18 protein-coding genes are annotated in these 18,183 nt (G+C 32.4%); 8 read left to right on the forward strand and 10 right to left on the reverse strand.

The features are described from left to right. A partial coding sequence (locus BSF42_RS22640) for a hypothetical protein (protein ID WP_216360284.1) occupies positions 1–188 on the forward strand: 188 nt, incomplete at its 5' end. A 195-nt stretch (positions 189–383) separates the two neighbouring features. Here the strand turns inward: BSF42_RS22640 and BSF42_RS22485 are convergent. Beyond that, positions 384–524, reverse strand: a complete 141-nt coding sequence (locus tag BSF42_RS22485) for a hypothetical protein (protein ID WP_172426704.1) — start codon at positions 522–524, stop codon at positions 384–386. A 153-nt stretch (positions 525–677) separates the two neighbouring features. Continuing rightward, entirely contained in the window at positions 678–1,361 is a 684-nt protein-coding gene (locus tag BSF42_RS15510) for a DUF4294 domain-containing protein (RefSeq protein ID WP_095954002.1), read from the reverse strand. Positions 1,362–1,442: 81 nt separating this feature from the next. On the opposite strand from BSF42_RS15510, the gene BSF42_RS15515 reads away from it, so the two are divergent. The 6 genes from BSF42_RS15515 (at position 1,443) to BSF42_RS15540 (ending at position 10,165) form a co-directional block, all read left to right on the forward strand. Next, positions 1,443–2,531, forward strand: coding sequence for a M42 family metallopeptidase (locus BSF42_RS15515; RefSeq protein WP_095954003.1), 1,089 nt, complete (start codon positions 1,443–1,445; stop codon positions 2,529–2,531). A gap of 62 nt (positions 2,532–2,593) precedes the next feature. Beyond that, positions 2,594–3,274 (forward strand): response regulator transcription factor, encoded by a 681-nt coding sequence (locus BSF42_RS15520; RefSeq protein ID WP_095954004.1) that lies wholly within the window; start codon positions 2,594–2,596, stop codon positions 3,272–3,274. Continuing rightward, positions 3,271–4,632: a HAMP domain-containing sensor histidine kinase gene (locus BSF42_RS15525; protein ID WP_095954005.1), complete on the forward strand. Its 1,362-nt coding sequence runs from the start codon at positions 3,271–3,273 to the stop codon at positions 4,630–4,632. Before BSF42_RS15520 ends, BSF42_RS15525 begins: the two co-directional genes overlap by 4 nt. An 85-nt stretch (positions 4,633–4,717) precedes the next feature. After that, positions 4,718–5,965: a TolC family protein gene (locus BSF42_RS15530; RefSeq protein WP_095954006.1), complete on the forward strand. Its 1,248-nt coding sequence runs from the start codon at positions 4,718–4,720 to the stop codon at positions 5,963–5,965. A gap of 12 nt (positions 5,966–5,977) precedes the next feature. Continuing rightward, positions 5,978–7,063 carry an efflux RND transporter periplasmic adaptor subunit gene (locus BSF42_RS15535; RefSeq protein ID WP_095954007.1) on the forward strand — a complete coding sequence of 362 codons (1,086 nt, stop codon included), beginning with the start codon at positions 5,978–5,980 and terminating at the stop codon, positions 7,061–7,063. A 3-nt stretch (positions 7,064–7,066) separates the two neighbouring features. Continuing rightward, positions 7,067–10,165 (forward strand): efflux RND transporter permease subunit, encoded by a 3,099-nt coding sequence (locus BSF42_RS15540; RefSeq protein ID WP_095954008.1) that lies wholly within the window; start codon positions 7,067–7,069, stop codon positions 10,163–10,165. A 359-nt stretch (positions 10,166–10,524) separates the two neighbouring features. Here BSF42_RS15540 and BSF42_RS15545 read toward each other — a convergent pair whose 3' ends face one another. From BSF42_RS15545 to BSF42_RS15580, 8 genes are all read right to left on the reverse strand, one after another. Continuing rightward, complete coding sequence (locus BSF42_RS15545) at positions 10,525–10,908, reverse strand: ankyrin repeat domain-containing protein (protein WP_095954009.1); 384 nt, start codon at positions 10,906–10,908, stop codon at positions 10,525–10,527. A 305-nt stretch (positions 10,909–11,213) separates the two neighbouring features. Next, entirely contained in the window at positions 11,214–11,591 is a 378-nt protein-coding gene (locus BSF42_RS15550; RefSeq protein WP_095954010.1) for an ankyrin repeat domain-containing protein, read from the reverse strand. Between the two features lie 139 nt (positions 11,592–11,730). Further along, positions 11,731–12,864 (reverse strand): glycoside hydrolase family 26 protein, encoded by a 1,134-nt coding sequence (locus tag BSF42_RS15555; RefSeq protein ID WP_095954011.1) that lies wholly within the window; start codon positions 12,862–12,864, stop codon positions 11,731–11,733. Between the two features lie 31 nt (positions 12,865–12,895). After that, complete coding sequence (locus BSF42_RS15560; protein ID WP_095954012.1) at positions 12,896–13,849, reverse strand: phosphoribosylaminoimidazolesuccinocarboxamide synthase; 954 nt, start codon at positions 13,847–13,849, stop codon at positions 12,896–12,898. Positions 13,850–14,056: 207 nt separating this feature from the next. Then, positions 14,057–14,881, reverse strand: coding sequence for a Cof-type HAD-IIB family hydrolase (locus BSF42_RS15565; protein ID WP_095954013.1), 825 nt, complete (start codon positions 14,879–14,881; stop codon positions 14,057–14,059). Between the two features lie 242 nt (positions 14,882–15,123). After that, on the reverse strand, positions 15,124–15,318 hold the full coding sequence (locus BSF42_RS22810; protein ID WP_305775238.1) for a DUF1801 domain-containing protein: 195 nt from the start codon (positions 15,316–15,318) through the stop codon (positions 15,124–15,126). A 59-nt stretch (positions 15,319–15,377) separates the two neighbouring features. After that, positions 15,378–15,869: a hypothetical protein gene (locus BSF42_RS15575; protein ID WP_095954014.1), complete on the reverse strand. Its 492-nt coding sequence runs from the start codon at positions 15,867–15,869 to the stop codon at positions 15,378–15,380. 137 nt (positions 15,870–16,006) lie between these two features. Next, positions 16,007–16,957, reverse strand: a complete 951-nt coding sequence (locus BSF42_RS15580; RefSeq protein WP_095954015.1) for a PhoH family protein — start codon at positions 16,955–16,957, stop codon at positions 16,007–16,009. Positions 16,958–17,257: 300 nt separating this feature from the next. On the opposite strand from BSF42_RS15580, the gene BSF42_RS15585 reads away from it, so the two are divergent. Beyond that, entirely contained in the window at positions 17,258–18,085 is an 828-nt protein-coding gene (locus tag BSF42_RS15585) for an S-adenosyl-l-methionine hydroxide adenosyltransferase family protein (RefSeq protein ID WP_095954016.1), read from the forward strand. The last annotated feature ends 98 nt before the right edge of the window (positions 18,086–18,183 follow it).

Below are 18,183 nucleotides of genomic sequence, written 5' to 3' on the forward strand. Positions count from 1 at the left end.
GAACGTTTGTCGTTGTTGCGGGTGCAAAAGTACCACCTTTATTTACATTTACAAGCCTTTTTTTTATATTTTTTCCATGTTTTAAACGCTTTTTTCTTAACACTCTGATAACTGCTTATTTACAAAATTATTTTTTTCTTTATAATGTAGGTTTTTTCTTTATCACAGTGCCTTTATTATATTTTTAATACTTTTTGCAATGCCTGTTTTGTCAATTTTATATTCTTGAAGGCACTTTTTTGCTATTTATCTCCTCTTTTTACTCCTTCCTTCTTTTGAAAACAGCTGCCCTAGCCCCGAATTAAAAATAAATTCCAATTTTTTAAAACTCAAATTCCAATTTTCTTGGATTTTGAGATATTGTACGCGGGCTTCGACTTCGCTCAGCCTGACAAACGGTATTTGAATTCTAAAACTTCCTTTGTCATTAAATGGGCTTCGGCTTCGCTCAATCTGACATGACTGTAATTATGATTTGGTTTTGATTGATAAATCATAATTACAGTCATGTCTGCAGTACGCATAAGACGTACTGCGGTGCGTCTCTACGGAAAATTGGATTTTAATTAATTTTATACATATATATTATAGTGTGATTTTATACATATATATATGTATAAAAAATAAACCCGACAGGTTTTCAAAACCTGTCGGGTTACATATATAAGTATGAGTAGTTATTTCTTATTTAACTCTTTTGCTCTTTCCTGCCATTTAGCGGATAGTTCATCATAGTTTACGGGATTGGCTGGTTTTTGATTTACTAACCTGCCTGACTCAAAAGCTCGGACTAAGATTGTTTCTATTAAATAGTCCTCGTTTACTTCGTAAGGTTTGTATTCTGTTTTTAGACTGATATCAAAAAGGTTTGCGGTTGTATTTGACACAAAGGCTTTGAATCCACTTTTTAAGGTTTTGATTAGTTCGTATGTTGTAATTCCGGTTTGACGATGAATTAGTTTCACTAGAATCTGACCTTGTTTTCTTGAAAGCTTTTTAAGTCTTTCTTCGAATTCATTATTTAGATAATCTTCTACGATTTTAAAGTACTTTTTCTTTTCGCGATTGGTTTTCAAACGAGCCATGCCGCTATTTAGCGCTGTTAATCTGTCCGAAGCTAATTTAGCATAAGGATAAACTTTATATACTCTGTTTTGAAGAATTTGAAATTGCTTCAATTCTTCTGGATTCATCTTCTCCCCTTTTGAAATAATTATCTCAGGTAATTGGATAGTATCATTTAAAATAGAATCTTGCTCTGTTAGTATATATCCCATCTGCCCGTTCTCTTTTGGAGTAACTTGGGCGTGACATGAAAAGGAAACAAATAGTAAAAACAAAATAAAACTGGTAAATCTCATCGAATCATAATTTAAATGTAAAATTATATATTTATACACAACTCTAATACCAAATTTATATTTTAGCGGAAAAATATTTTTATGAGCACAAATTCTATCTTAAAAGATACCTCAATAGCATTCTTAGAAAGCTACCTAAATAATGCTTCTCCTACTGGTTACGAAAGTGAAGGCCAGAAACTTTGGATGAATTATTTAAAACCTTATGTTGATACTTTTATTACTGATACTTACGGAACGGCTGTTGGAGTAATAAATCCAGATGCTCCTTATAAGGTTGTTATTGAAGGTCATGCTGATGAAATTTCTTGGTATGTAAACTACATTACGGAGGACGGATTGCTTTATGTGGTTAGAAACGGTGGTTCGGATCATCAAATTGCCCCTTCTAAACGTGTACATATTCACACTAAAAAAGGTATAGTAAATGGTGTTTTTGGATGGCCGGCAATTCATACGAGGTTACGTGACAAAGAAGAAGTACCTAAGACCAGTAATATTTTTATTGATTTAGGTTGTGAGAATAAAGAACAGGTTGAAGCTTTAGGCGTTCATGTTGGATGTGTGATTACTTATCCTGACGAATTTATGATTTTGAACGAGAATAAATTTGTCTGCCGTGCTATCGATAACCGAATGGGCGGTTTTATGATTGCCGAAGTTGCTCGCTTATTGCACGAAAACAAAAAAACACTTCCTTTTGGTCTTTATATTGTAAATTCTGTTCAGGAGGAAATTGGTCTGCGCGGTGCAGAAATGATTGCACACAGAATAAAACCAAACGTTGCTATTGTGACCGATGTCTGCCACGATACTACTACCCCAATGATCGACAAAAAAGTGGAAGGTAATTTAAAAATGGGTAAAGGTCCAGTTATCGCCTACTCTCCAGCTGTACAAAATAATCTACGTGATTTGATTGTTGATACTGCTGAAGAGAATAAAATTCCGTTTCAGCGTCATGCTACATCTAGATCTACAGGAACAGATACAGATGCTTTTGCTTACAGTAACGGCGGTGTTCCGTCTGCATTAATTTCACTTCCTTTGCGTTATATGCATACGACCGTAGAAATGGTTCATAGAGATGATGTTGAAAATGTCATTCAGTTAATCTATGAGTCTCTTTTGAAAATTGAGAACAACGAGACTTTTTCTTATTTTAAATAAAATGTATTTTTAATGTAAATCCGGTTTAATTTTTTGACTGGATGTACAAATAATAAATTCACATGAAAATATTACTACTCGAAGACGACTTTACTTTATCAAAAGAAATCTCAGCATTCTTTACTTCAAAGGATTTCGAGTGTTTTGCTTATTATGATGGTTCTTTACTGCTAAAAAAATACTTTCCGTACGAATATGATTTGATTATTCTTGACATTAATGTTCCTGGAACAAACGGAATCGATGTTTGCAAAGGGATTCGGGAAATTGACAAAAAGACTCCTATTATTATGCTGACGGCTTTTAGCGAAATTGAAGATAAATTGTCTTCGTTCGATAATGGCGCAGATGATTATTTGGTTAAACCATTTCATTTTGACGAATTGTATGCCAGAGTACAGTCACTTTTAAGACGAAAAGAAGTTCCGCAGCAAGTAGAAAATAAAATCCTTATAAAGGATCTCGAAATTTTTGAAGATGATATGAAAGTTTTCAGATCTGGAGAAGAAATTAAACTTACTCCAAAAGAGTTTAAATTAATCCTTATTCTGGCGCATGCGAAAGGAAAAGTTTTGTCTAAACAATTTATTGCCGAGAAACTTTGGGATTATCATATTGAAACAAATCAGAATACTATTGAGGTTTATATTAACTTTTTGAGAAAAAAAATAGACAAAGACCATGAAGTAAAACTTATTCGTACCAAAGTTGGTTACGGATATTATCTAAGCGATCAGGAATGACATTAAAAAATCGAATATCACTTTTAGTCAGTTTACTGTTTACCATCCTTTTTGGACTGGCATCTACGGTGATATTTATTTTATATTCTAATTATAGAAAAGAAGAATTTCGTGATCGATTAGAAGTTAAAGCATTGTCTAATATAAAGTTATTAGTTAATGTCAAACAAATAGACAATCAGCTTTTAAAAATAATAGATCAAAACTCTATTAATAAATTATACGATGAAAAAACATTAGTTTTTGATTCTAATTATAAATTGATCTACAGCAGTATTGACGACGCTAAAATTAATTGGTCTGTAGACGATTTGAAGTATTTAAAAAAGAACAAAACCTTTTTTAAACAGCAAGGTGATTATGAGGTATACGGTGTTTTTTATGATACTAATGATAAAGATTTCTATGCCTTAATTTCTGCAACTGATGATTACGGAAACAGAAAATTACTATTCTTAAGATGTACTCTAGTTATTTCTTATATCTTTTTTACCACAATATGCTGGTTATTAACTTCTTTTATGGTTCGAAAAGCTATGAGTCCGCTGAATGCTTTTCATCAAAAAATAAAAAATATAAACGAAAATAACCTCGATACCAGAATTGAATCTAAAAGCAGTAAAGATGAAATTGATCTTATTGCAGATGAATTTAATTTTATGATGGATCGAATTGAAATCTCTTATCAAAGACAGAAAGAATTTACCGCAAATGCTTCTCACGAACTGAGAACACCGCTTTCGCGAATGACATCGCAGATCGAAAATGCTGTAGCTGATCCCGATATTAAGCCTAAAAGTAAGTCTTTCTTAAATGCTATACTGACAGATGTTAATCATTTAGGCGAATTAATCAATTCGTTATTAATTCTTTCCAAAATTGATAATCGAAAATCTGAAAATCATGAAATACAGCGATTAGATGAAATTCTATTTTCGTCTATTGAAAAAATAAATAAAACTTTTCCAGATTTCGTTATTCTTTTTGAAATGGAAGAAAGCGACGATCTTGATACGGCTTTAGAAATTGATGGAAACAAAAATCTTCTAGAAATTGCTATTTCCAATGTTTTAAAAAATGCCTATGTTTATTCGGATAATAAACAAGCTAAAGTTAAAATCAGTACCGAAAATAATCTGTTATTGATATCGATTTCCAATTCAGGACGTACATTAACTGAATTTGAGCAGAAGAATCTTTTTCAGCCTTTTATGCGTGGCGAAAATGCCAAAGGAACTACAGGCTTTGGATTGGGGCTTCGAATTGTCAACCGCATTCTCACACTTCACAATTCATACATAACTTACAGTATTCCAAGCGAAAACATTAATTTATTTTGTATCGTTTTTCGCAAATAAATTCATTTTTAAGCTATTTTTAAGGTTGATTTTAAGGTGTCTTAAAGTCTCTCGATAGCATCTTTGTACAAAATAAATTTGTACAATGAAAAAACTATTTACCTTCTTAGTATTTGCATTACTCCATCAAGTAGTTATGGCTCAAAAAACAGTCACTCTTGAAGAATGTGAAAGCCAATTCTTAAAAAAGAATCTTTTTTTACTGGCATCTCAATACAATATTGATGCTTCGAAAGCACTTACGATTCAGGCTCGCATTTGGGATAATCCAACAATTTCGGCAGAATTGAATGCGTATAATCCAGAACGAGACAAATACTTTGATATTGGTAAAGAGGGTCAGAAAGTATTTGCTATTGAACAGCTCATTTATCTTGGCGGTAAAAAACGTAACGAAGTAAAACTGGCTCAAGCCAATGAGAAATTAGCTGAATTTCAGTTTAATGACTTATTGCGCACCCTAAAACTGCAGCTGCGCAAGAGTTTTTTCACCGTGTATTACAATACTAAAAATCTTGAAAATACTGACAAGCAAATAGTAAACATAGAAAATCTAATTAATTCGTATTCCGTTCAAGCTCAAAAAGGCAATATTCCTTTAAAAGATGTTGTTCGTTTGCAATCCCTGTATCTTAATTTTAAGAATGAAAGAATGGAAGTGGTCAGTGATAATATAGAAGAACAGGCAAACTTAAAATTACTATTAAATGAAACTCAAAATGTAGTTCCTGTAGTAAGTAAAGACGATTCGAATAAATATTTAAAAATAATTGATTTTGATCTTAAAAGCTTCGAACATCAAGCAATTGCTAATCGACCAGATTATTTAGCTAAACAAAAAGAAATCGATGCGAACGAACTTAATGTTAAATGGCAAAAATCGCTGTCTGTTCCAGATATTACTTTAGGAGCTAATTATGATCAGCGAAGCGGTGCATTTAATAGAGAAGCTAATGTTAGCGTTGGAATTCCTCTGCCTCTTTGGAATAAAAACAAGGGTAATATAAAATATGCCCAAACCATCTTAGAACAATCTAAAATTGAAAAACAAAATTTTGAACTGCAGCTGCAAACCGAAATTACTTCTGCATGGACTAAATGGGATGAATCAAGACAAACCTACATTGTCATCAAACCTACTGTAAATGCGGATTTTGAAGCAGTTTACAACGGTATGCTAACCAACTTTCAAAAACGAAATGTAAGTCTTTTAGAATTTACAGATTTTATGGAAAGTTACAATCAAGCCATAATTCAATTAAATGAATTAAAGAAAAAAGTAGTGATCGCAGGAGAAGAATTAAATAGTACCATCAACAAAGATTTATTTTAAAAAACTAAAGAAATGAAACATATATTATTCATAGGAATTGCAGTTGCAAGTTTATCTCTTACAAGCTGCAAAAAAGAAGTTGAAAATCCAGAAACAAATACTTCATTTGTTTTAAGCGATGCGATGCTAAAAACGACTACAACTGCAACAGCCGAAACACAGCCAGTAAAAAATGAACTTAGTTTTTACGGAAAAATTACGGCTGATAATAATAAAATGATAGACGTTTATCCTTTAGTTGGCGGAAACGTAATGAAAGTTAACGTTGAGCTTGGTGACTATGTTAAAAAAGGACAAGTTTTGGCAACTATAAAAAGTACCGATGTTGCCGATTTTGAAAAACAATCTATAGATGCTAAAAGTGATTTACTTGTTGCTAAAAATAATTTAAAAGTTGCTCAGGAATTATTTGATGGTAAATTGAATTCGGAAAGTGATGTTCTGCAGGCAAAATCTGAAGTTAACAAAGCACAATCTCAATTGAGTAAAGTTCAGGAAACGTATAAAATATATAATATTAAAGCAGGATCAATCTATGAAGTAACTGCTCCAATCAGCGGTTTTATTATTCAAAAAAGTATTAATCAAGACATGCTTTTACGTAATGATCGTTCCGAAAATATTTTTGATATAGCAGAAATCAGCGAAGTTTGGGCAATGGCAAATATCAATGAAATTGATATTAATAAAGTAAAACTGGGAACAAGTGCGGCGGTGACAACTTTAAGTTATCCGGATAAAACATTTCATGGTAAAGTAGACAAAATTTACAATGTAATTGACCCTGAAACGAAAGCAATGCAAGCCAGAATTAAATTGAACAACTCTGATTATATGCTTAAGCCTGATATGAATGCTAATATAAAATTGTATTTCAACGAAAACCAATCTTTAATTGCTGTGCCTAGTAAAGCCATTGTGTTTGATAAAAGTAAAAACTTTGTAGTTGTATTTAAAGATCGAAATAATATAGAGACAAGACAAGTAGAAGTATATAGAGTTGTGGGAGATACTACTTATATCTCAAGTGGTTTAAAAGAAAACGAAAAAGTAATCACCAACAACCAGCTGTTTATTTATGGTGCTTTAAATAATTAAGACATGAACAAATTCATTAAAAATATTATTGCTTTTTCTCTAAAGAATAAAGCATTTACCTTCTTTTGGGTCGGGTTATTGGCTGTTGCTGGGTTTATTTCGTTTAAAAATATGCCTATTGATGCTTTTCCAGATGTTACCAATACGCAAATTATTATCATTACGCAATGGAATGGTAAAAGTGCTGAAGAAGTAGAACGTTTTGTTACTTCTCCTATCGAAATCTCGATGAACTCTGTTCAGAAGAAAACGAGTGTTCGAAGCATTACAATGTTCGGATTATCTGTTATCAAAATTATTTTTGATGATGGTGTCGACGATACATTTGCACGTTTTCAGGTCAACAATTTACTTAAAAATGTTTCGCTTCCAGATGATGTCGAACCAGATGTGCAGCCTCCTTACGGACCAACAGGTGAAATTTTTAGATACATTGTAAAAAGTGACAGCAGAGACAGCAGGGAATTGTTAACTTACCAAAACTGGGTAATCGACAAACAACTTCGTTCTCTTCCTGGTGTGGCAGATTTAAATGTTTTTGGAGGCCAGACTAAAACTTATGAAATTGGTGTTGATCCAATCAAACTTGCTAAATATAATATCACTCCCTTACAAGTTTACAACGCTGTAAATTCAGGAAATATAAATGTTGGTGGTGATGTGATCGAAAAAAATGGACAAGCATTTGTGGTTCGTGGTGTCGGTTTATTACAATCTAAAGAAGATATTGGAAATATTATCGTTGATGATGCCGCTGGAAATCCAATTTTAGTTAAAAACTTAGCGGAAGTATACGAAAGTTCGATGCCGAGAGTTGGACAAACTGGTATTGGAAATAATGATGATGCTGTAGAAGGAATCGTAGTAATGCGAAAAGGCGAAAATCCGCAGGAAACTCTTGCCTTAATAAAAGATAAAATAAAAGACTTGAATGAAAATGTTCTTCCTAAAGACATTAAAATTGAGACTTTTTATGATCGTGATAATTTAATGAACTTCACGACCGAAACGGTAATGCACAATTTATTCGAAGGAATTATTTTGGTTACTTGTGTGGTGTTCCTTTTTATGGCCGACTGGCGAACTACTTTTACAGTTTCTATTGTAATTCCGCTTTCCTTATTATTTGCATTTTTATGTCTTAAAATGATGGGAATGAGCGCCAACTTATTGAGTTTAGGTGCAGTCGATTTCGGAATTATTATTGATGGTGCGGTGGTTATGGTCGAAGGATTATTTGTGGTCTTGGATCATCGAGCGCATCAATTAGGAATGGAGAAATTTAATAAAATAGCAAAAGGAAGCCTAATCAAAAAAACAGGAACAGAAATGGGTAAAGCTATTTTCTTTTCTAAATTGATTATTATTACAGCCTTACTTCCTATTTTCTCTTTCCAGAAAGTAGAAGGAAAAATGTTCTCTCCCCTAGCCTTCACCTTAGGTTTTGCATTACTGGGAGCACTTATTTTTACGTTGACGTTAGTTCCTGTTCTATCGCATATTTTATTAAATAAAAATGTAAGAGAGAAAAATAATCCTTTTGTAAATTTCTGGGATCGAATCGTGACCAAAGGTTTTGCATGGACGTTTAAGCACAAAGTACAAACTTTAATTGCTTCTATCGGATTAATGGCTGGCGTTTTCTTTTCTGCAGGTTTCTTAGGAACAGAGTTTTTACCACAATTAAATGAAGGTGCCTTATGGGTTACAGCAGAATTACCGATGAGCACATCACTGCCTGAAAGTGTTAAAACGGCGGCAATGATTAGAAAAGACTTAGAAAGTTTTCCAGAAGTTAAAAAAGTGCTGTCGCAAACAGGACGAAGCAATGACGGAACAGATCCTAATGGTTTTGGATTTATTCAGCTTCAAGTTGATTTAAAACCGAAAGGCGAATGGACACGAAAAATTTCTATGGATGAGCTGATCAATGAAATGGATAATAAATTGAAAGTACACCAAGGAATTACGTATAATTATTCGCAACCCGTAATTGATAACGTTGCTGAATCTGTTGCGGGATTTAAAGCTTCGAATGCAGTAAAAATTTATGGAGACGATTTAAATAAATTAGACCAGCTTGCCAATGAAGTACTGGCAGAAATTAAAGATATTCCAGGTATAAAAGATGCGGGAATTTTAAGAAACGTCGGGCAGCCGGAAATCAGTGTAATCTTAGATCGTGAAAAGATGGCAGCTTACGGCGTGACATTAAGCGATGCTCAAGCCGTTTTAGAACTTGCTTTTGGAGGAAAAACTGCGACTGAAAAATACGAAGATGAAAAGAAATTTGATGTGCGTGTTCGTTTTTCACAAGAATACAGAAAAGATGAAAAAGATTTGGAAGAAATTAAAGTTCCAACAATCAGCGGTATTAAAATTCCTCTGAAAGAAATATGCGATATCAAAACTATCACTGGACCAGCATTTATTTACAGAGATAATACAAAACGTTTTATTGGAGTTAAATTCTCTGTTCGTGATCGAGATTTGGGAAGTACAATTGCCGAAGCGCAAGCGAAAGTAAACAAATTAAAACTTCCGAAAGGTTACACAACTGGATGGACTGGAGAATTTGAAAATCAGGTTCGTGCGAGTGCGCGTCTGGCGCAAGTGGTGCCTATCAGTTTAATTGGAATTTTTGTATTGCTGTTTATTTTGTTCGGAAACTTTAAAGATTCTTTGCTTGTATTGGCCAATGTTCCATTTGCAATTATTGGTGGAATTATTGCCCTGCATATTACAGGAATGAATTTCGGAATCTCTGCAGGAGTTGGTTTTATTGCCCTTTTAGGAATTTGTATTCAAAATGGAGTTATTCTGATATCAGAATTCCATCATAATTTAAAAGCCAAATTTACACTCGAAGAATCCATTTTCATGGGAGTAAAAGCCAGAACAAGAGCCGTAGTTATGACTGCGTTAATGGCCTCAATCGGATTGTTACCAGCCGCAATTTCTACAGGAATTGGTTCTGAATCACAAAAACCGCTTGCCATTGTAATTATTGGCGGTCTTATGACAGCAACTGTCCTTACTTTATTGGTATTCCCTATTTTATTCTGGATTTTCAACAGAAAAAAACATGTACCAATTGAATAATAGTTTTAATAGTTTTTTAGTTTAAATCAATTTGTTGGATTTAAAAGGAGAAAGCATCATTCTTGTAATGATGCTTTTTTGGTTTCAACTCAAAATGTTGTGGAAAAACATTATACGACTAAAAATTTTTAACGCAGAGAACACAACGTTTTTTCGCAGAGTTTACGAAGATTTGAATACTTGTTTACAAAATTTAAATCCTAAATGCTTTGTGAACTTTTTGTTTTTTAATAAACTCAAATATTAGAAAAACTGCGCGTTCTCCGCTATATTTTTTTTGTTTTGAAAAAGTTGAAAACAAAAAAAAGACCTTTTGCTCAGAAAGGTCTTTTAATACTAACTCAAAACTTTTTAAAATTTTATTTCAAATCTTTCAGTAATGCAATTGATTCTGAAGCATTTGATAATTGTGCATATTTTAATGCAGTATATCCTTTTTCATTTTTTTCAGTTGGACGTGCACCACTAGACAATAAAAGTTTTATGATTTCATGTTTATTGTAACGTGCAGCAATCATTAATGGTGTAAGATCGTCATCTGACATTTCGTTTACATCTGCACCATATTCGATAAATTTCTTAACTGTGTCAATGTCACCTTTGCTGATTGCAACATTCAATGGGTTTGCAGCGTAGCTTCCTAATTCAACTTGATTTTTTACAGATGAAACTCCATTTGAAGCCATAGCTACATTTCCTAATGTTACTAAAGCTAATCCTAAATAAATAACTGATTTTTTCATAATGATTGATTGTTTGTTAAATTGATTGATGATGATTTTAATTTCTATTCAAAGGTAATTATTTAATTGTATTATGCATTACAAAGTACTATGTTTTAACCAATTCTTAACATTTACTTAATAAAACCATAATTTAGAGACTAGAACATTACCAAATTCTTGATTTCTATATAATAGACTACAGAAAACACAAAATGTTACAATAAATCTGAAAAAAAAATAATTTACATAGCATTTTTTTTTACTATCAGCTGAAAAACAGGTTATTTTACTTCAGCTTTACCTTAAAATTAATAGTACATAGATTATTTCAAATCTTTTAAAATAGCTATAGATTCTGTTGCTTTGTAATATTGTGCATAACGCAAAGCTGTAAAATCGTTTTCATTTTTCTCCAAAGGTTTTGCGCCATGTGTCAATAAGATTTTAATGATTTCAAATTCATTATACCTTGCTGCTACCATTAATGGTGTCATATCTTTTAAAACTTTATTGACATCAAAACCGTATTCAATAAGTTTCTTAACGGTTCCAATATCTCCTTTACTTATAGCAAGATGCAATGCAGCGTTTGGATTGGTAGAAAATTCAACTTCATTTTTAGTACTTAATTCTGGATTGAATGCGAATGATGGATTTGCAAAAACAAAGACTGCCCCTGCAATAATTACTACTTTTTTCATGATGATGATTTTTTGATTGATGATGATTTAATCTTTAGACGACTTAAAGAACAATTAGGTTGCATTAAAAATCATTTTTTTTCAAAAAAAAGCGCAATTCAGATTTTACCGAACTGCGCTTTCCTATTTTAAGTAAAAATTAAAGCTTGAATCTTTTGCTGTAAATATTTTTCAAATCATCTTCAAACAAAGTAAATGGATCATTATAAAACGCTATAAAATCTGGCGCAGTTATTTGTCCGGGAAATGGAGCATAAAAATGCGTTGGACTCGTCATATCATTTCGCCAAACCAAAACATAGCATAATTTTAAATCTTTAGTCTTTACTGTTTTGAGTAAAACTTCAGTCCACCATTTTTCGTTAGGAATAGATTCTAAACCAGTCTCCGTAAAAGCGGCTAATTTTTTCTTTTTAACGGCTAAATCAGAAAATATTTTAAGCTTTTTAAAACCTGCATCTAAATCATATTTCCCGTCACGTCCAAAATCGCCGTAATCGTCCATTCCTAATAAATCAACATAATTATCGCCTGGATAGCGTTCTAAATATTCTTCTTCAGAATTAAATCGATTATCTGGAGAAAAGGCGTAAATAAAATTATGGACTCCCAAAGTATCTTTTAAATACGAAACGGTAAACTGCCAGACTGCAATAAAATCTTCACGGGCTGTCTGTGTTTTTCCCCACCAAAACCAGTCACCGTCAAACTCGTGAAAAGGTCTAAAAATCATTGGAGAAAGTTTGCCGTCTTTTGCTTTTACAGAATTTGCAAAATCGGCTATTGTTTTTAAAATCTCTTTGTATTGCTCATGATGAGATCCTCCTGGTTTTATTAGAGCCATTGATGCTTTAGAAATATCGTCTTTCCAGTAAAATCCGCCTTCAGAAGCAAGATTATTAAAATGCCATGAAACTGTTGTAATTCCTCCTCTCGCGTATGTATCAATTACAATTTTCCTTAAAGTTTCTTTTGCTTTTTCTGCTTGTTCTTTTGAACCTCCAGAAAAATCACTAAAATCAATTCCAACAATACCGGGATGTGAACCTGTTACGGATTTTACATCTGATCTATTAGATTCATTACTCCACCCGTGTCCATATTCTAAAGCGTGCTGGTGTCCAAAAAGAATATGATTTTCTGAAATCGTTTTTAAATTCTTGTAAAGATTCTTTGTTTCTTTTGTCGCATTTTTATCTAGCTGCGCAAAAAGAAAATGCCCTGCTGTAAGACATACAAAAAGCAGGGCATTTTTTTTGGTTATAAAATTCATGGTTTAAATAATTAGTTTAAACCCGAAATTACTATTTAGAAGATAGGTATTCTAATACGTTTTTATCAATACGTTGGTCAATATTGTCAATGTCTGCTTTTACAAATTTTTCTCCTAATATATTCTCGTACAATTCGATATATCTTTCAGAAACAGATTCAATATATTCATCAGACATATCTGGAATCTGCTGTCCTTCCTGTCCTTGAAAACCATTTTCGATCAACCAGCGGCGCACAAATTCTTTAGATAATTGTTTTTGCTCCTCTCCTTTTTCTTGTCTTTCAGCATATCCGTCAGCATAGAAATAACGAGAAGAATCTGGTGTATGAATTTCGTCAATTAAAACAATAACGCCGTCTTTTGTTTTTCCGAATTCGTATTTTGTATCTACTAAAATTAAACCGCGAGAAGCAGCAATTTCAGTTCCTCTATGAAATAAAGCACGGGTATATTTTTCTAAAACTAAATAATCTTCTTCAGAAACAATTCCTTTAGCTAAAATATCTTCACGAGAAATATCTTCATCATGAGAACCATTATCTGCCTTTGTAGTTGGTGTAATAATTGGCTCAGGAAATTTATCATTTTCTTTTAAGCCTTCTGCCATAGCAACGCCGCAGATTTGTTTTCTTCCTGCTGCATATTCACGAGCTGCGTGTCCTGACAAATAACCACGAATTACCATTTCTACTTTAAAAGGATCACATAAATGTCCAACAGCAACGTTTGGATCTGGAGTAGCAATTAACCAGTTTGGAACAATATCCTGCGTTAATTCCATGAATTTAGTTGCAATCTGATTTAGGATTTGTCCTTTGTATGGAATTCCTTTTGGCAAAACTACATCAAAAGCCGAAAGTCTATCGGTTGCTACCATTACCAAAAGTTCGTCGTTAATATTGTAAACTTCTCTAACTTTTCCGCGGTAAACTGATTTCTGATTCGGGAAATTAAAATTTGTAGTTGTGATTGTATTGCTCATTATCTCGTTGTGTTGTTTTTTATGAATGCAAATTTAAAATTATTTCACAGAGTTTCATCATCAAAAAAAAGATAAATAAGAAATGTGATTAATTGTGTTTAGTTTGCCTCGAATTACACAAATTTCCACGAATAATTTGTTAAAGTAATCAACTGATTTAGCAGCTAAAAAATTTGTGAAAATTTGTGTAATTCGGGACAAAAAATTCTAGACTAGTTCTTTGTCTAATATTTTTGAAGCAATATATCTTGCTACGCCATCTTCGGCATTGGTTTTAATAACTTCCAAATCTGGTAAAGTTTCTTTTAAAACCGCTGGAGCATTCCCCATAATTAAGCCTTTTCCAGATGCAGCTAACATTTGAACATCATTAAATCCGTCTCCAAAAGAAACGGCTTGTTCTAAAGTATAACCTTCTTTTTCGAGCACCTGTTCGATTGCAACTGCTTTATCTATAGATTTGTCCATAAATTCTAAACAAGTCGGCAGACTAAAAGCATGATGCAAATGTTCTGAAGAATTAGCTAAAACATCATCTTTTAATTTTACTAGTTTCTCGTGATCATCACATGAAAAGAAAATTTTAATCGCACCAAAATCTTCTAAGTTTTTATAGTCTACCAATTCTGGACGGTATTTTAATTCTGCTTGAAAAGAGTTCAATCTTTCATTCCATTTATTGGTCTGCCAAACATTCTCTTTAAATAAAACCACTGTAATGGCAGGATCAATTTCAACATTTAGAGCTGCTTTAACTATATCGCTGTCTAAGTTAAAAGCAAAAAGCTGTTCTTTATTTGGTGAATGAATTCTTGCTCCGTTTGAACTTACCAAATAAACGGGAATTTCAAGTGTTTCAATAATTGCCATTGCATCAAGATGATGACGTCCTGTAGCCACAACAATTAAATAACCTTGATTGTGAAGTTCTTGAAAAATGGATTTAGTATAATCTGAAATTCGGTGTTGAGGGTTGAGTAAAGTTCCGTCAAGGTCACTTACTACAACTTTTATATTTTTAAGTTTTGTCATAATTAATATCAAATATCGATGATAGGCAAATTTAAGGTTTTGAGCTCATTTAGACAAAGATTCCAAGCTTTGAAGGCTAAAAATGGGATAAGTTTATTATTTATTTAACTATTTGATCAAATACTGGATTTTAAACAATTAAACCTTAATAATTCCAGATTTGTATAAATTTATAGCCTTTTGAATTACTGTTTCTATTTGTTCTAACGGTAAATCTTCATTAACATCAAACAACATAATTTTCATTCGTGAACGATTTTCCTGAAGCAAAAAACGTTCATCAAAATGTTTTCCTTCCACAATTCCGATATAGGGCTGTTTGAGTTTTTATGAATCCATAAATAACAAAACATTTTTCCTTTATAACAAAAAAATGGCATTCCGTATTTTAAAACATTTGTAATGTCTGTGTCTTGTTTTAAGATAATATCTCTCATGGCAAGAAATGTTCATTTTATAGGTTCTTCTTGGTTTTGGTAGAAATCATCTAGTTCTTTCATCTTCTGATTTTTTTAGTTTTGGCAAACATAATTTTCAAAGTGTCAGAGCATTTTGATTCAGGTTTTATTTTGTAAAACAATGAGTCATTTTTGATATAAAAAATTTCTTTTGTAAAAAGACAAAAACTTTTTCCTTGATCTGGTTCACAATTTTGCATTGTTAATAATGGCAAAGGGGCTTTACCTTTTCTGTCAAAGAAAGTACAATCCACAAAAGGAGAAATCACATAACAAGTATCTATTTTTGTGCTGCTCAATTCGATAGAATCACCTATAATTTTCCACTTTCCTTTCGAAAACACTGTCCAATCACAGCCTGCACCTCTATAATCAAAAGTACTGTCAGCATTTATTTTAATACTTGACTTTCCTGGCACTATATACTCCGTATCGTACCAAGTGCCAACAAACTTATTTTTGGGGATTTCTTTTTTTTGACATGAAAACAAACCAATAAATAATATCAAAATCGATATTCTAATTTTCATTTAAATCTCATTTAATTAATTTCTAATTCAAAAAAATATTCGTTTTGTAATTTTCAAAAGAAAACATACAAAACGAATATCAATAAATGTTAAAACACAATTCACGATTTACATCTAACATTTTATTAAAATTAAAATTAGTCGTGATTCTCAATTTGCTTATAAGCGTCAATTACCTTTTTAACCAATCTATGACGCACGATATCTTTATCATCCAGATAAATAATTCCGATTCCGTCAATGTCTTTTAGAACCAAAATTGCTTCTTTAAGACCAGAAATAGTTCTTCGTGGTAAATCGACCTGTCCAGGATCACCCGTAATCATAAATTTGGCGTTTTTTCCCATACGAGTTAAAAACATTTTCATTTGTGAGTGCGTAGTGTTCTGTGCTTCATCTAGGATTACAAAGGCATTATCAAGCGTTCGCCCACGCATAAAAGCAAGCGGTGCAATTTGAATAATTCCTTTTAAAATGTAATCTTCGAGTTTTTCGTTCGGAAGCATATCACGCAGCGCATCGTAGAGCGGCTGCATGTAAGGATCTAGTTTTTCTTTCATATCCCCAGGCAGAAATCCGAGATTTTCTCCAGCTTCAACTGCAGGACGTGTCAAAATAATCCTTTTAACTTCTTTATCTTTTAACATTTTAACCGCCATAGCGACACCGGTGTACGTTTTTCCGGTTCCAGCAGGACCAATTGCAAAGACCATATCATTTTTCTTAATGGTATCAACCAGCAATTGCTGATTGGGCGTCATCGCTTTGATAATTTTACCGCCAACACCATGAACTAAGATTTTATCATGATCATAAGATCTTTTATCTTCCTGACCATCACTCATAATTACACGTTCAATTACATTATCATCAATATTATTGTAACGGGTAAAATGAAGCATTAATCTTTGAAATCTTTTTTCGAATTCATCTAAAACATCTTTTTCGCCAAATGCTTTTAAAGTTGTCCCTCGCGCTACGATTTTAAGCTTCGGGTAATACTTTTTAATGATTTCTAAATGGCTGTCCTGAGCGCCCCAAAATTCTTTTGGAGCAATATCTACTAGCTCGATTATTCTTTCGTTCAAATGAAGTAGTTTTAAATTAGATAATTCCTTTTTTTATTTAGTGGTTGTCGGGTCTTTTTTATTAGTCACAGTTTTCGGTGGCAGTTTTCAGAATATTCTTTATAATAAATTTAATTTTCTTTATAAAGAAGAAAACTGGAACAGAAACTGAGAACTGAGACTTCTATATCAGCAACTTAATTTTTAAAAACACAATTTGTCTTTTCTTTCTTTCAATTTGTATTTACTATTATTAGCTTTGCATTTCTCAAATTTAATGAAAATTAGATTTAAATACTATCAATAGTTATAAACAAAATGATGTCAATAATTACCCTTACTACAGACTACGGCTTAAAAGATCACTTTGTGGGGTCGCTGAAGGGTAAAATACTTTCTGAAAATTCAGAGGTTCAAATAATTGACATTTCTCACGACATTGATCCCTTTAATACTGCGGAGGCTAGTTATATTATTGGCGCCTCTTATTTTAGCTTTCCAAAAGGAACAGTTCACCTTATTGGTGTTGATATCGAGCGTAATAAAGAGAATCAGCATATTGCAATGCAGTGGAATGATCACTATTTTATTTGTGCCGATAACGGAATACTAAGTATGCTTACGCAGAAAATTGTTCCACAGAAAATTGTCGCTATAAATATTCACGATCGTTTCCCAATTGAGTCAACAGATTTGGACATATTTATCCAAGTTGCTTCTCATTTGGCAAAAGGCGGTCTATTGAATGTAATTGGCAAGGAAATTACTGCTATAAAAGAAGCTACGGAATTACAGGCTATTGTACCTGATGACGGAAATTCGATAAAAGGATATGTTATTTACATTGATCATTTTGGAAATGTTGTGACTAATATTTCTAAAAAACAATTCTTAGAAGTTTCGCGCGGACGTCCGTATGAGATTGTGATGAAACCTAAAAGTATCAAAACGATTCTGCCTAATTATTCGGCTATTGCAACTTCAGACAAATACCCGATTAAAACGTATGAAGGGGAAAAACTAGCCATTTTTAATGAAGCTGGTTTTCTAGAAATCGCTATTTTTAGGAGCAATCCTTCTAAAGTTGGTTCTGCTAATAGTTTATTGGGATTGAATTATCGTGATGTGATTACGATTCAGTTCTTGTAAAGATTTTAGATTGTTGATTTTAGATTTTAGATTTTTTTAAACATAGCCAACGGTTTCAACCGTTGGAACACAACGTATATCACGTTATGTATTATAAC

The organism is Flavobacterium sp. ACN6 (assembly GCF_002304005.1).
Lineage (GTDB): Bacteria > Bacteroidota > Bacteroidia > Flavobacteriales > Flavobacteriaceae > Flavobacterium.